This window comes from Flavihumibacter petaseus NBRC 106054 (genome assembly GCF_000974785.1).
GTDB lineage: Bacteria > Bacteroidota > Bacteroidia > Chitinophagales > Chitinophagaceae > Flavihumibacter > Flavihumibacter petaseus.
The window spans coordinates 595011-609578 of sequence record NZ_BBWV01000001.1 but is presented as its reverse complement, the minus strand read 5'-3'; the positions used below and the strand labels follow the sequence as shown (position 1 = coordinate 609578).

The 14568-nt window shown below is 49.2% G+C and carries 10 protein-coding genes; 6 read left to right on the top strand and 4 right to left on the bottom strand.

What is annotated here, in order from left to right:
- From nuoL to FPE01S_RS02525, 5 genes are all read left to right on the top strand, one after another.
- Positions 1–1902: an NADH-quinone oxidoreductase subunit L gene (gene nuoL, locus FPE01S_RS02545; RefSeq protein ID WP_174446975.1), complete on the top strand. Its 1902-nt coding sequence runs from the start codon at positions 1–3 to the stop codon at positions 1900–1902.
- A 48-nt stretch (positions 1903–1950) separates the two neighbouring features.
- Positions 1951–3387, top strand: a complete 1437-nt coding sequence (locus FPE01S_RS02540; RefSeq protein ID WP_245623926.1) for a complex I subunit 4 family protein — start codon at positions 1951–1953, stop codon at positions 3385–3387.
- A 1-nt stretch (position 3388) separates the two neighbouring features.
- Positions 3389–4765 carry an NADH-quinone oxidoreductase subunit N gene (locus tag FPE01S_RS02535; RefSeq protein ID WP_046367339.1) on the top strand — a complete coding sequence of 459 codons (1377 nt, stop codon included), beginning with the start codon at positions 3389–3391 and terminating at the stop codon, positions 4763–4765.
- Between the two features lie 35 nt (positions 4766–4800).
- Positions 4801–6072 carry an ABC transporter permease gene (locus FPE01S_RS02530; protein WP_046367338.1) on the top strand — a complete coding sequence of 424 codons (1272 nt, stop codon included), beginning with the start codon at positions 4801–4803 and terminating at the stop codon, positions 6070–6072.
- A 121-nt stretch (positions 6073–6193) separates the two neighbouring features.
- A complete protein-coding gene (locus FPE01S_RS02525) occupies positions 6194–8554 on the top strand; it encodes an ABC transporter permease (RefSeq protein ID WP_046367337.1) in 2361 nt (786 codons plus the stop codon).
- Positions 8555–8558: 4 nt separating this feature from the next.
- Here the strand turns inward: FPE01S_RS02525 and FPE01S_RS02520 are convergent, their stop codons facing one another.
- The 3 genes from FPE01S_RS02520 to FPE01S_RS02510 are packed head-to-tail and all read right to left on the bottom strand — an operon-like array spanning position 8559 to position 11044.
- On the bottom strand, positions 8559–9257 hold the full coding sequence (locus tag FPE01S_RS02520) for a LytR/AlgR family response regulator transcription factor (RefSeq protein WP_046367336.1): 699 nt from the start codon (positions 9255–9257) through the stop codon (positions 8559–8561).
- Positions 9229–10323, bottom strand: coding sequence for a sensor histidine kinase (locus tag FPE01S_RS24575; protein WP_052955459.1), 1095 nt, complete (start codon positions 10321–10323; stop codon positions 9229–9231). The genes FPE01S_RS02520 and FPE01S_RS24575 overlap by 29 nt, the downstream gene beginning before the upstream one ends.
- Positions 10310–11044, bottom strand: coding sequence for a hypothetical protein (locus FPE01S_RS02510; RefSeq protein ID WP_046367335.1), 735 nt, complete (start codon positions 11042–11044; stop codon positions 10310–10312). Before FPE01S_RS02510 ends, FPE01S_RS24575 begins: the two co-directional genes overlap by 14 nt.
- 245 nt (positions 11045–11289) lie before the next feature.
- On the opposite strand from FPE01S_RS02510, the gene FPE01S_RS02505 reads away from it, so the two are divergent.
- Positions 11290–11802: a hypothetical protein gene (locus FPE01S_RS02505; RefSeq protein WP_157473873.1), complete on the top strand. Its 513-nt coding sequence runs from the start codon at positions 11290–11292 to the stop codon at positions 11800–11802.
- 47 nt (positions 11803–11849) lie between these two features.
- Here the strand turns inward: FPE01S_RS02505 and FPE01S_RS02500 are convergent, their stop codons facing one another.
- Entirely contained in the window at positions 11850–14363 is a 2514-nt protein-coding gene (locus FPE01S_RS02500) for a zinc-dependent metalloprotease (protein WP_046367333.1), read from the bottom strand.
- Positions 14364–14568: the final 205 nt, after the last annotated feature.

The window sequence follows — 14568 nt, the reverse complement described above, 5'->3', positions numbered from 1 at the left end:
ATGAAGAATATTATGGATTACGTTTGGCTGGTACCTTTTTTCCCGCTGGTGGGTTTTCTGCTGAACGGATTATTGCGAAACAGTTTATCAAAGCCGCTGACTGCTGTGATCGGCTCCGGAACGATCCTCGCTTCCTTTGTCGTGAGTGTGTTGTTGTTCATGGAAGTGAAAAGCGGTCATTCAGGAACGGTTGTGCTGTTTGATTTTATCTCCTTTGGAAAAACAAGCATTCCTTTCGCGTTCCAGGTGGATGCGCTGTCGAGCCTCTTCCTCCTGATCATTACCGGTATCGGGTTCCTGATCCATTTATATTCTACCGCCTACATGCACGAGGAAAGCAGCCTGCATTATGCACGCTACTTTTCCTATCTGAACCTGTTCGTGTTTTCCATGCTGCTGCTCGTACTGGGCTCCAATTTTGTGATCATGTTTATCGGCTGGGAAGGCGTTGGTCTCTGTTCTTACCTCCTGATCGGATACTGGTTCCGCAATGTGGAATACAGCAGTGCGGCAAAGAAAGCCTTTATCATGAACCGGATTGGTGACCTTGGCTTCCTGCTGGCTATTTTCTGGCTGATCGCCAAACTGGGTACCGTAACTTATGTGGATGTTTTTGATAAGATCAGCACACTGCCTGCAAAAGACCTGAACATTATCGCGTTGCTGTTGTTCATCGGCGCTACCGGTAAAAGTGCGCAAATCCCCCTGTACACCTGGCTACCGGATGCGATGGCAGGTCCCACACCGGTATCAGCCCTTATCCACGCGGCAACGATGGTGACGGCCGGTATCTACATGATCGCACGCAGCAACCTGTTATATACGCTGGCCCCGACTGCTCAGACCGTTGTACTGGTGATCGGAACAGCTACAGCGCTCCTGGCCGCAACCATCGCGTTGAAACAGAATGATATTAAAAAAGTACTGGCGTATTCAACTGTCAGCCAGTTGGGTTATATGTTCATCGGACTGGGTGCGGGTGCATTCACCGGTGCTGTCTTCCACGTGATGACGCACGCCTTCTTCAAGGCGCTGCTCTTCCTCGGGGCCGGCTCTGTGATCCACGCGATGCATCATGAGCAGGACATCCGCAACATGGGTGGTCTTAGCAAGAAATTACCCACCACCCACTGGACATTCCTTATCGGGTGCCTCGCGATCGCAGGGATCCCTCCATTATCAGGTTTCTTCTCGAAAGATGAGATTCTTGCGGCGGCATTCGCGAAAAACCCCGTGTGGTATGTGCTGGGTGTTGCTGGTGCCCTGATGACGGCATTTTACATGTTCCGCCTGTATGCCATGACCTTCCGCGGGCAGTTCCGCGGCACCCATGAGCAGGAACATCACCTTCATGAATCTCCGGCTGCCATGACGATCCCGCTGGTAATTCTGGCCATTCTTAGTGCTGTAGGTGGTTTCCTCGGAATTCCGGCACTGTTTGCGGAACACGCACACTGGCTGGAAAAATTCCTGGCACCCATATTTGAAAAGTCAGCAGCACTGCAGCATCCACATGAAATACCACATGCAACGGAATGGCTGATGATGGGTGGTGTTACTGCCCTGGTAATTGTAGTGATCTCAATGGCCTGGAGCAGGTTTGCGAAATATCAGAAAACAACGGAAGATGCAACCGGCCTCGGAAAAGTGCTTGAAAACAAATGGTATGTTGACGAGTTGTATGAAGCTGTAGTGACCAAACCCGTTAACGCATTTGGAAAATTGCTGGAAAAGGTGGAGAAATATGGCATCGATATGTTGGTGAACGGCGTGGGAAGGAGTGTTCAGTATGCCAGCCGGCAGGTCCGGCTGTTGCAGAGCGGACAGGTGGGCAGCTATGTGTTGCTGATGGTGATCGGTATCATTATCCTGTTCGTGCTCCAGTTTTTCCTGAAAAAATAATAACCCCAAAAGTTAGCAACTCAAATAATGGTACCAGTTCTATTGATAATGATTCCGCTGATAACAGGCCTGGGCCTGTTCTTCGTCAGGTCGGAATCAGCTTCCAAAAACCTGGCGTTCTTTTCTACCCTGGTCTCCTTCGCCCTGATGCTGGCTGCGGTATCGGTTTGGGACAGCCCGCACTACCTCGTGTATGACCACAGTTGGTTAGGTGCATTGAACAGCCGCTTCCATTTTGCCCTCGACGGGATGAGCAAACTGCTCTGCCTGCTGACGGTGATCAGTTTCCCGCTGATTATCTACGGTACCTGGAATAATTCCTATGAAGACAGCAACCGCTTTTACGGCCTGCTGCTGTTATCACAGGCAGGTCTCCTGGGGGTGTTTCTCTCCATGGATGCATTGCTCTTTTATTTTTTCTGGGAACTCGCCCTGATACCGCTTTATTTCCTGAGCTCCCGGTGGGGCGGCGAAAGGAGAATTCCGGTTACCATCAAATTCTTTGTGTATACTTTCCTGGGTTCGCTGTTCATGCTGATCGGAATGATCATCCTGTACAACAAGGCAGGACAATCCTTCGCCTATTCAGACTTTCTGAAACTCAAGATGAGTGCGAACGAGGAGTTTGGTATTTTCCTGTTATTGCTGCTCGCATTTGCAATTAAAATGCCTCTCTGGCCTTTCCATACCTGGCAACCCGACACCTATGAACAATCGCCAACGCCCGTTACGGCGGTGCTTAGTGGGGTAATGGCGAAGATGGGCGTGTTTGGCCTGTTGCGCTGGCTGGCTCCTGTTGTACCAGCTGCAACCTACCAGTACGGCGACAACGTTGCCACGCTGGCGGTGATTGGTATGTTGTACGCATCATTTGTTGCGTTACAACAAGATGACCTGAAACGCCTGGTTGCCTATTCCTCTATTGCCCACATCGGCCTGATGATTCTGGCTGTTTTTGCTCCCAGTTTCAGTGGTATCCAGGGAGTGATGATACAGATGTTCAGTCACGGAATCAACATCCTGGGCATGTGGCTGGTGGTAAATGCCATTGAACAACAATTTGGTACAAGGAAGATCAGCGACCTGGGAGGAATTGCGCAGAAAGCTCCGGCATTGACCCTGCTGCTTGTCATCGTTGCGCTGGCCAATATCGCGATGCCGCTGACCAATGCCTTTATCGGCGAATTCATGATGTTCAATGGTGTTCTGGGTTCCACGGCTACCAAGTTCGGAATCGCCTATGCCGTTGCCGGTGGATTGACCATCATACTGGGTGCAGTATATACCCTGCGGATGATCCAGCGCGTATTCTACGGAGAAACCAATGCCCTGACGGCAAATGCCACAGATATTTCACTGAATGTACAGATCACGCTGGCCATCATTGTGGTAGCCATACTGGTCGTGGGCATTTATCCAAAACCGATATTATCGTTAACTGAGGAGCTGTCGCAGCAGATCCTGAACAGGATGAATTTAAAATAGTATGAACGGTATCATTCTTTCTGCCATATTTGGTGTGCTGATGATGTTCAGCAGTATCCTCACCAGCAACAAGGCCACCATCAGGAGCCTGGCCATTGTGTTGTGTGCGCTGTTACTTGCCGGCAATATTGCTGAACAGTCCGGCTGGGTGCTTTTCCATGTGAACACCAGCGGTATGCTGCATTTCTCCAGCTATGGATTGTTATTCAACAGTATCGCCTATTTTGTTACACTGCTTTATTTCCTGCTGAGCGCCCGCGATATTGAAAGTGTGGGTATCAATGCAGCGGAATACTTTGCGCTCCTGTTCTTCATCCTGGCCGGTGTGGCGATCGTATCATCTTACGATAACCTGCTGATGTTGTTCCTCGGCATCGAGATCATTTCCATTCCGCTCTACATCCTTACCGGAAGCGACAAGCGCAACCTGAAAAGCAATGAAGCAGCACTGAAATATTTCCTGATGGGTTCCTTTTCCACCGGCATCATGCTGATGGGCATCACCCTGATGTACGGTGCAAAAGGAACATTTGCGCTTTCGGGATTGACGGAAACCGTTAACCCCGGCAGAAATGCCTGGTATATTTCGGGCCTGTTACTACTGCTGATCAGCATGGCATTCAAAGTATCTGCGGCGCCTTTTCACTTCTGGACACCTGATGTGTATGATGGTGCACCCACAGTGTTCACTGCTTTTATGGCTACCATGGTAAAAGCGGCAGTGTTCATCGGGTTCATCCGGCTGTTCGATACCGCTTTCCCTGCATCAGGACAAAACTGGAAACTTGTACTTTCCGTAATCACCGCGGCAACACTCTTTATCGGAAATGTTACTGCCATCTTCCAGCAGAGTGTGAAACGGATGCTGGCTTATTCTTCCATTGCCCAGGCCGGGTTCATGCTTTTTGCATTGTACAGCTATAATGATCTTTCCAAAGAAGGATTGATCCTCTATTCACTGGGATACAGCCTTGCTACCGTTGGTATCTTCGCCGTACTGATCCGCATGAAGGATTACACCTTTGAAGGATTCAACGGACTGGCAAGAACACAACCGGTACTTGCAGCAACTACCACAATATTTTTGCTTTCACTTGCGGGCATTCCCCTGACCCTGGGATTCTTCAGTAAATATTATATGCTGGCTGCTGCTGTAAAAAACGGCGGCAACCTGTGGCTCGTTTTCTTTGCCATTCTTTGTGCAGTGATCAGTGTGTACTATTATTTCCGGGTGATCCAGGCGATGTATTTCAAAACCGGCCAGGCAGAAATGGAACCCGTCAATGCCGGCTTCCGCTGGACTTTGGTAGGTATGGCAGCCTTGGTTATCTTGTTGGGCATATTTCCCAACCTGGTACTACAATACCTCTATTTCTGACCGGCTCCGTTGGGTAAAATGCTTACATTCATGCTATGAATACCCGCGACACGCTCTCGCTGGCTTACCGCACGATCCGGTCCAATAAGTTGCGCACCGGCATCACGGTTGCGATTATCGCGCTGGGTATTGGCGCCCTGATCGGGATCAATACAGCCATCCAGGCAATTTCCCAGAAGTTCATGGAGAGCTTTTCCAGCATGGGCGCGAATGGCTTTACCATACGGTACCGTTCCGCATTCCGTTTCGATCGCGGGGAGCTGAAGAAAGAATCCAAAGGCGCGAAAAAAATCAAAAAGTCCAACACCAACAAGCCAATCACCCGCGAGCAGGCCGAAGCATTCAAGGAACGTTATAAATACCCGGCAAAAGTTGCCCTCTCCCTCGGTGGCGGAAACAACAATGCGGCAGCTTACGGCAACAAGAAAACCAACCCGACAGTCTGGATCAATGGTGGTGATGAGAACTATCTGGACCTGAATAACTATACGATCCTGTCTGGCCGAAACCTCAATGAACTCGATGTAAGTTCAGGCCGCAACGTTTGCCTTATCGGCAAGGATGTGGCCGACAAGCTGTTTAGTGGCAGCCCCGAAGCCCCACTTGAAAAGGTGATCCGGGTCAACAATATTTCATTCCGCGTTATTGGGGTTTTAGCGTCGCGTGGGTCGACTTTCGGGAGAAGCCTTGACAATGTGATCATCACTTCCTACAACTCCGTCAGAAGGTTCTTTTCAGGCACGGCAGCCGCCTCTTTTCAAATCGGCGTCAAGGCAACCTCCATTGTGAATATTGAAACAGCGATCGGGGAAGCAGAAGGTATTTTTCGCGTGATCCGCAAGAACGAGATCAAGGAGGAGAACAATTTCCTGATTGATAAAAGTGATGCTTTTGCAGAAATGGCCATGCGTCAGATTGGCTGGATAACCGGTGCTGCAGTGGTGATCGGCATCATCACCCTTATCGGTGCAGCTATCGGCCTGATGAATATCATGCTGGTTGCAGTTACGGAAAGGACAAAAGAGGTGGGACTGGTTAAGGCACTGGGTGGTAAGCAGCGCAATGTACGCTGGCAGTTTCTTTTCGAGGCCCTCCTGATCAGTCTGTATGGTGCAATCATCGGAATTGTATTGGGAATTCTCCTGGGAAATATAGTTAGTATGCTGATGAGTACCGGTTTTGTAGTACCCTGGGGATGGGTGATTTTCGGTGTACTGATCTGCTCCGTTGTCGGGCTGCTTGCCGGGTCCTATCCTGCCTATAAAGCCTCGCGGCTTAATCCAATCGAAGCGCTGCGTTACGAGTAAGATCTGTACACTTCTGGACAGCATTTCTCTTCATTGTATCAATAGCGGACAGCCGAATCCTGCATTAAATATTGATTACCAGGCCATTTGCCTTTGGCTTCCCTTTTGAGGCATTACCTGCATGCTGTACAATTTCATCAAGATCGCCCTGCGCAATATCCAGCGTAAAAGGACTTTTGCCATTATCAATATCTGCGGGCTTGCCCTCGGAATGGCTATTTCTCTTCTGATCGGGCTCTGGCTGACTGACGAAATCGGGTACGATCACTATTTCACCAATCATAAGCGCATCGTAAAAGGCATGGTCACCCAGTCTTCCAACGGTGAGTCCTACACCGGTGATGTAGTATCCATGGCAATGGGAACAAGTTTCAGAAATGACTTTAAGGATCTCTTCACCCGTACAGCCCTTACCTGCGATGGTTCAGATCACCTGGTCATCAGTGGCGATAAGAAATTTTATGCGGCCGCAATCTGGGCGCAAAGTGAATTGCCGGAGATGCTTCCATTCCGCATGACCATGGGAAGTGCAGCTGTATTGAATGATCCTTCTACTGCTATCATTTCTTCATCGCTGGCCGCAGCAATTTTCGGAGAGGAGGATCCTGTTGGTAAAACTGTCCGCATGGACAACGAATTTGATCTTAAGATAGGCGGTATATACGAGGACCTTCCGGCCAACAATACATTTGCAGGTGTAAAAATCGTGATGCCTTGGTACAACCTGAAAAACAGTTACCACAGCGGCAATACCGACTGGAATGACCACAACGGCCGCCTCTATGCTGAACTGGCAACTTCGGTTACCGCAGAACAGGCAACCGCCAGAATAAAAAACCTGCCTACACCTCATATCACCGGTTGGAAAGAAGAAGCCTCAGTATACCCGCTTGACAAATTTTACCTGTACAGTGAGTTTGAAAATGGCAAGGCCAGCGGAGGGCGTATTTACTATGTGTGGCTGTTTGCGGCTATCGGCATTTTTGTGTTGTTTCTCGCCTGCATCAATTTCATGAACATGTCAACTGCGCGAAGTGAAAAAAGAGCCCGTGAAGTCGGTATCAGAAAGACAATTGGTTCCATGCGGCTGCAACTGGTCATTCAGTTTCTTGCTGAGTCGGTCCTGATCGCTGCAGCTGCCTTCCTCCTCTGCCTGGCGATTGTCATGCTTAGTTTACCCTATTTCAATTACCTGGCCGACAAGACAATGGTGATACCCTGGACGAATCCTGTATTCTGGATACTGAGTATCGGATTTGTCCTGCTGACAGGATTACTGGCTGGTTCATATCCCGCATTTTACCTGTCGGGTTTTGATCCTGTCAAAGTGCTGAAGGGCACATTCCGGACCGGAAAAAATGCATCACTCCCGCGCCAGGTCATGGTCGTGTTGCAATTCACTGTTTCAATGGTGCTCATTGTCGGAACTATTGTTGTCTTCCGGCAGATCCAGCATGGAATGAACCGTACTCCGGGATTTCATCGCGAAGGATTAGTCAATGTAAGCATCAATACCCCCGAATTAGGCAGGAATTATGAAGTGCTCCGGCAGGAATTATTGCAACAAGGTCTTGTTGAAAATGTAGCGAGCGCATCCATGCGCCTCACAGCATTTCAGAACAACAATGAACTATACTGGCGCGGCAAGCGGCCTGACCAGGAATCGCAGTTTTTCCGCAATGTAAATGTCAGTGCCGATTTCGGAAAAACAATAGGGTGGAAGATATTGCAGGGGCGCGATTTCGGACGTGAATTCACCACTGATACCAATTCGCTTATCCTGAATGCGGCGGCAGTAAAGGTTATCGGTATGGGGAATCCGGTAGGAGAGATCATGAAGTTTTCCGGTAAAGAGTATACTGTTGTTGGTGTAGCAGATGATATGGTGACGAACTCCCCGTTCAGCCCGATCGAGCCGGCTGTATTCCTGGGAGATGGCTGGAGAGGATTTATTACGATAAGATTGAAACACGACAGGCCGCTTCACACATCGCTGGAAGCAATCGGTAAGGTCTTCCGCAAATTCAATCCCGGTAGCCCGTTTGTATATGAATTCCTCGACGATGCCTATGCGCGAAAATTCAGTGCGGAAAAGCGTGTTGGCAATCTTGCTGCGGTATTTACCGGCCTGGCCATATTTATTTCCTGCCTCGGTTTATTCGGACTTACAGCCTTTGTAGCTGAGCAACGCAGGAAAGAGATCGGATTGCGAAAGATACTGGGGGCACCTGTTTTCCGCATCTGGTCGTTGTTGTCATCTGATTTTCTCCGGCTGATAATGATTTCATTTCTTGTGGCTATACCCTTAAGCTGGTGGAGTATGAATCTTTGGCTGACCAACTATGAATACCGCACTGCGCTTCCGTGGTGGATATTCCTGTTATCAGCACTTGCTGTGCTCATGATCACGTTGGTCACGGTAAGTTTTCAGTCAGTCAAAGCAGCATTAATGAACCCCGTGAAGAGTATTCGTACCGAGTAATGCGCTATACCGCTCTAAGCCTTTTTTCCACAGCCCCCCGGTACATTCTGCTGATGGGTAATTCTGTTTGTCCGATCTCCACCAATTCACTGGTAAAGGCTTTTACCTTGGAAACCGAAACCAGGAATGACCGGTGAATACGAAGAAAACCTGCCTGGCTCAACTGTTGATCCAGCGCAGAGATCGCCTGTTTGCTGATGATCGTACCGGTGAGTGTGACCACCTTGATATAGTCGCGGATGCTTTCGATATAAAGGATATCCTGCAGCATTACTTTAATCATTTTACGGTCTTTTCGGAGTAACAGGCTGGCAGGCTCCTGCTCTGGAGTGGACTCTGCCGCAGCTTGCAAACTGGTTACTTTATTGACTGCTTTCAGAAAGCGGGGAAATGGTATTGGTTTCAGTAGAAAGTCAACGGCATCCAGGTCGAATCCTTCCAGTGCAAATTGCCGGTGAGCAGTAGTGAAAATGACTTTTGGTATAACCGGTAAGGAGCGGAGGAAATCAGTACCCAGCAATTGGGGCATCTGGATATCCATGAAGATAAGGTCAACCTGCTGCTGATTGATCATCGGCAAAGACTCAAGGGCATCAGTAAACACCCCCTGCAGGGAAAGGGCGGGTACCGACCTGATATATTTTTCCATCACGATCAGTGCAGGTGGTTCGTCGTCAATGGCGATGCATCGGATTGCTGGCATTTGGTATCAGATGAAGTTGCAGGCGAACAAAAAATTGATGATTGCTTCTTTCGGTAATGAGTAAAAACTTTCCGGGATACAATAGTTCCAGCCTTCTGCGAAGGTTGCTCAGGCCGATTCCTTTCCTGATCCTGAAGGAACGTTCCGGCTGGCAGGAATTTCTCACGCTGAATTCCATAATCCCGTTATTGATATTGCACATGACCCTGATCCAGGCATTTCCCCTGGTATCTGCCACACTATGCTTGAAACTGTTTTCGACCAAAGGAAGCAGCAATAACGGTGCGATCTGGCAGGAACCTGTATCTCCTGACACTGCATGATCAAGCTGTAACCGGTGACCGAACCTCGACAGTTCAAGTTGCTCGTAATGCCGCAGCATATCCAGTTCATCATCCAGTTGCACCGAAGGCTGACGGGATTGCTGCAGCAGGTAACGGAAACTGCTTTTCAGGTTTGATACCATTCCTGCCGCATGCGCTGGTTCCTCCAGCGAAGTGGCATAGATAGTGTTCAGCGTATTAAAAAGAAAATGCGGTTGCAGTTGTGCTTTGAGTAATTCCAGCTCTGCCTTTTGATTTTCATGCAGCAGCGAAGCCTGTGATATTTTGGTGGCGGCATATTGTTTCAATAAACGGAACATGGCGAAGATAGCCGTAACTACCGGTGCACCATAGCCGACATAACCCCATACCGCCGGCCAGTAATACAATAGTGCTGACTGGTTTTCGGGGCGGTGGCTATCGCCTCCTGTCAATACAAAACTCAACAGTGCAGCGCCGATCGTAATGATGGTGATCAGCATTGTTTTTACCCAGACATTGATTGTTTTGACGGAAAATATCAGGTAAAGAATGCCATAGGTAAAGGGGAGTTCACCGGCAAGCTGTATTGCAGCACCAGTAAAAGATGCTGTGAGCGCGTCCGACGGCAGCGTATCGTTCTGAAGATAGAGAACCAGATAATAGTTATATATGAGGAAAATGAGCCTCCCTGTCCAGAAGATGCAATGCCGTCGGATGACCAGACCTTTGTTTCTGGAAAATATCAGTTCATGCAAAGTCATGATCGAGTCTTTTCTCCAGTTCAATGAGATTGGTTCCTTCGTGTTCTTCAGGCATCAGCACACCGGAGCCATACAAGCGGTTGCTCAGCTTTTCAGACAGGGTAAGGATGGCAATGCCGGCCTCCTCTTCTTTCCGCAGTAAAGCTTTTTGAATACTTTCCAGTGAATCCATCAGATAGGCAGGATAAAGCGCTGCTTTAGCGAGGTCTGTTTTTTTGGCTGTGGTTGCAGTGGCAAGTGCCAGGTTGTTGATTTGAACCTGGTGTTGCTTAACCAGCAGGTGCAGGGCAAGTGCGAGTACGCCAAGGAAGATGGCCAGCTGCGTATTGATAAATGCCATTGCAAATTTCCGTTCGAATATGATGGTTCCTGTGTCACAATGACAACTCATGCGGAAGAACTCAACAGCAGTAAAATAATTCAATAGCTGCAACATGATTGCAGTGGAAAGGCAACCTGATCCGAACAACAGGTATTTCTTTTGCGTCAGCAGCGGCTTCAGCCACCTGAGAAACACGAACACTCCAATAACACAGGCCGGGAGAAAGCAGAGGACGCTGACTCCGGCGTATCGGAACACCTCTGCTGAGGGTAGTCCCTTTGTGCAGTTCGGGGAAATGCTCTGGCAATAGTAGTAGGTGGTGATGACCATCCAGAAAAGCAGGTGCCGTTTCAGGCTCGGCTTTTTGCCCTGGGCGAATAGCAGTTGTTTGAGGCCCATTGCGCTTTTTTCTTAAAGGTAGACAGTTCCCTTCACGGGTCAAAGTATCCTGAGCATTAGTCGACAGATTACAGGTTAACGGTGACGAATGGTAATTCCGGATTGTGCCTTGCTGTTGGTTGCCTTCACTGGTATTTCTGCAGGCTGCCTGAAGTCATCTGTTGGAATATCAGCATGCCGCTTTTCTTCGGGATTAACTTCATGCAACAATTGAAACCAATAGGGTAACCATTAAAACTTATTGTATGAAAAAGCACATTTGCATGCTGTCACTTCTTTTTTTCTTTGCGACTTCAGCATTCAGCCAGGACCTTGCAAAACTGGCAATGCTGGACCGCGTTCGCGGCAATCAGGTAAACGTCGTTGCTGTGAGGGATTTTACCCGGCGTTTCGGAAATCCTGATGAAGTCAGCTGGTTTAAAACTGAGGACAGCTTTCTCGCCTACGGCTGGCGGGACGGAAAAAAGATCATTGCCCGCTACAGCAGGAAAGGGAACTGGTATTACAGTACGCTGGTCTATCCGCCTTCCCTTTTACCAAAGGAAGTTCGGGATGTCATCAGGAGAGCGTGGCTCGACCATACCTTAACCTGGGTGGAAGAGGTAAGCAGCCGCGAAGGCAGTATTTATTTTGTGCAGCTGACTGATGGAAAGGAACTGTTGCAGGTGCGTTGTCAGCAGGGGGGTGATCCGGAAGTCATTAAACAACTGCAGCTGGCAAAACCGAAAGAAAGCAATTCAGCGCGGGAAGGGGAGTAAGGTTTTTATCAGAAAAGGCCGGCAATTTGCCGGCCTTTTCTGATGATTTATTTGGGGTTTACCGCGTCGTCGATCCTGTCTACAAGGTCCTGCAAATGATACCGCGTCGTCGGGTCACCATATTGGCTGCCGGCTGAACGGAGTTCCGTCAGCATGCTTCGCAAAACACCCTTGGCAATCGAGATCATATCGCTGTTTCTTGAAATGGTAGGCCCGAAGCTGATGGTGATGCCACCAAAGGCCGAAGGGGGCGTACCGGCGGAAGGTCTGATCACCACCAGTAATCTTTCCACCATATTCTTCTGCAGGTTCCGGCGATAGATATCAATCGGCCTGCGGGCAGGTATTTCTGCAAATATCTGGTGACGGAGATCGTTGAGCAACTCGGTCATTGTATAGGCTTTGGCGCCATTCGCAGCTTCTGCATTGAGCAACTTGGTATAGGTAGCGGGACTCATCAGCCTGCCCAGCGCCATGTCCTGCAGACGGCTGATAACAGCCGGGCCGTTACTGCCGATCCTGGACAGGATCTGCTCATCCACCAGCCAGCCGGGAGTGTTGAAAACCTGCCTGCCGATAAAATCGACCGCTTCTTTCTGGCGTTCCCGGGAAACAAACTCGTACACAGCGCCAGGCTGTTCAACCGTTTTTGGGGTTTCCATGATACCTCCTACGTTTTTACACACATGTCCGATATAGCGCTGGAACTGTGTGACAACTTCATTGTAATAGGTGCTCAGGGATTGATAGTCTTTATTGGCTTCGCGGCTCCAGGTCATCAGGTTGGGGACGATTCGCTGCAGGTTCTTAATGCCATAACCGCTGGCCTTCATTGCGTTATCGCCGAGGTCCTCGTTCTGTGACCGGGGATCATCGGGATTGGTTTCTGTACCAAACCACAGCCGTTTGTCTTTCAGTTTCTCGATAGTGAGTTTATTGAGCGCAGGGATTTCAGCCTCGGCGGTAGCTGCCTCCGGCATCCAGCGGTACCCCCACTCGATCGCCCATTTGTCATAGTCACCGATTCGGGGAAACAACCCGATCTCCGAAATATTATCCTCGGGCTGGGCGACATAGTTGAAGCGCGCATAGTCCATTATAGAAGGAGTATGACCGTTGGCTTCCACCCATTTCTTGTCACGGAGTTTTTCCACCGGTACAGTAGAGGAGGAGCCGAAGTTATGGCGCAGGCCAAGCGTATGGCCTACCTCGTGGGAGGAAACAAACCGGATGAGCTGTCCCATCAGGGAATCATTGAATTGGGTGGTCCGTGCTGCAGGATCATTGGGAGACGCCTGAACAAAGTACCAGTTCCGGAGAAGCTCCATCACGTTGTGGTACCAGTTGATATGCGATTCGAGGATCTCGCCGCTGCGGGGGTCATGCACGTGGGGGCCACTGGCGTTGGGAATGTCGGAGGGTTTGTACACGATCGCGGAATATCGCGCATCATCGATGCTCCAGTCCGGGTCGTTGGTTGGCGCCTCTTTGGCCATAATGGCATTTTTGAAGCCTGCCTTTTCAAAAGCCACCTGCCAGTCGTTAACTCCCTGGATCAGGTAAGGAATCCATTTTTTCGGGGTAGCGGGGTCGATATAGAATACGATCGGTTTGGCCGGTTCCACCAGCTCGCCCTTCTTATATTTTTCAACATCTTCCGGCTTCGGTTCGAGTTTCCAGCGGGTGACCATTTTCACATTCTCCACACCCTGGGGATTCTTATCGAAATCTACATATTCCCGGGTGAAGTAACCGACACGCTCGTCAAAATAACGTGCTTTCATCGGTTTGGCGGGAAGCAGCAGCATGGAGCTGTTGATTTCAATGGTAAATGATCCGCTGGGCGGTGCAGCGAGCGGACTCACCACCCCGGTACCAGCAGTTTTGGAGTAGGTCTTTACCGTACGGATTTCTGTATTGAAAGGAAAAGAACGGATCTCATCGATATAAGACTTGTCCGACTGAACCGAGCCTACTTTGAAAAGGCGTTTGGCAGCGGGGTCGAAGTTCAGGATATCATTATCACTGTTGATCCAGCTGGTGACATCGATCACAATGCCACTGGAATCCTTACCCAGTGAAGCGAGGTCGAATGCCTGTGAAATGGACTGGATATTGGAATTCATCACCGCCCGGTACATCGGCAGGGTGGAATCCGGGGCCATTTCATCAAACGAGATGGTGCGGATATAGACCTTATTATTCGGTCCTTTTTCGAACCGGATCACATTGTCGCCAATGATATCACCGGCATAACCAAAAAAGAAATTACGCATACCGGCGGCCGATCTGGCCAGGCGGTTCACCACCAGGATATCCCGGTTCAGGAGGCTGTCTGCGATCTCAAAAAAATATTTCTCTTCTACTTTATGCACTTTAAACAGTCCGTCATCTGTTATGGCTTTGGCCGTGATGACCTCTTTATAAGGCTTGGGGCCGGACTTTGGGAGTGCAGCGGGTGGGGTAGCGGCTGCCGGCGGATTGGTGGAGTTGCCGGGCTTTTGCTGTGCGGTTACGGATAAACATAAAAATAACAGCAAACCCACGGGAATTTTATACATATTTATTGGCATTTGCGACGGAAAAAGGGTGAAAATAACAAAAGTATTGACGCTAATTATAATACCGTGAGGAAAAGGACAAAACCCGGGATATCAGGTGTTAACGCGGGTTTCCGGGGATGGTCGGACAGATTTTTTTAATTTGTAGCGTATTCGGATATTTATTGTGTCAATTTGATACTTTTTATTTGTTTTTTATTTAGAC

Bases quoted from the DNA above. Each gene is read 5' to 3' on its own strand.
- FPE01S_RS02505 (WP_157473873.1), top strand. From the start codon at position 11,290: ATGAAAAAGCACATTTGCATGCTGTCACTTCTTTTTTTCTTTGCGACT.
- FPE01S_RS02530 (WP_046367338.1), top strand. From the start codon at position 4,801: ATGAATACCCGCGACACGCTCTCGCTGGCTTACCGCACGATCCGGTCC.
- FPE01S_RS02500 (WP_046367333.1), bottom strand. From the start codon at position 14,363: ATGTATAAAATTCCCGTGGGTTTGCTGTTATTTTTATGTTTATCCGTA.
- FPE01S_RS24575 (WP_052955459.1), bottom strand. From the start codon at position 10,323: ATGACTTTGCATGAACTGATATTTTCCAGAAACAAAGGTCTGGTCATC.
- FPE01S_RS02540 (WP_245623926.1), top strand. From the start codon at position 1,951: ATGATTCCGCTGATAACAGGCCTGGGCCTGTTCTTCGTCAGGTCGGAA.
- FPE01S_RS02510 (WP_046367335.1), bottom strand. From the start codon at position 11,044: ATGGGCCTCAAACAACTGCTATTCGCCCAGGGCAAAAAGCCGAGCCTG.
- FPE01S_RS02520 (WP_046367336.1), bottom strand. From the start codon at position 9,257: ATGCCAGCAATCCGATGCATCGCCATTGACGACGAACCACCTGCACTG.
- nuoL (WP_174446975.1), top strand. From the start codon at position 1: ATGAAGAATATTATGGATTACGTTTGGCTGGTACCTTTTTTCCCGCTG.
- FPE01S_RS02525 (WP_046367337.1), top strand. From the start codon at position 6,194: ATGCTGTACAATTTCATCAAGATCGCCCTGCGCAATATCCAGCGTAAA.
- FPE01S_RS02535 (WP_046367339.1), top strand. From the start codon at position 3,389: ATGAACGGTATCATTCTTTCTGCCATATTTGGTGTGCTGATGATGTTC.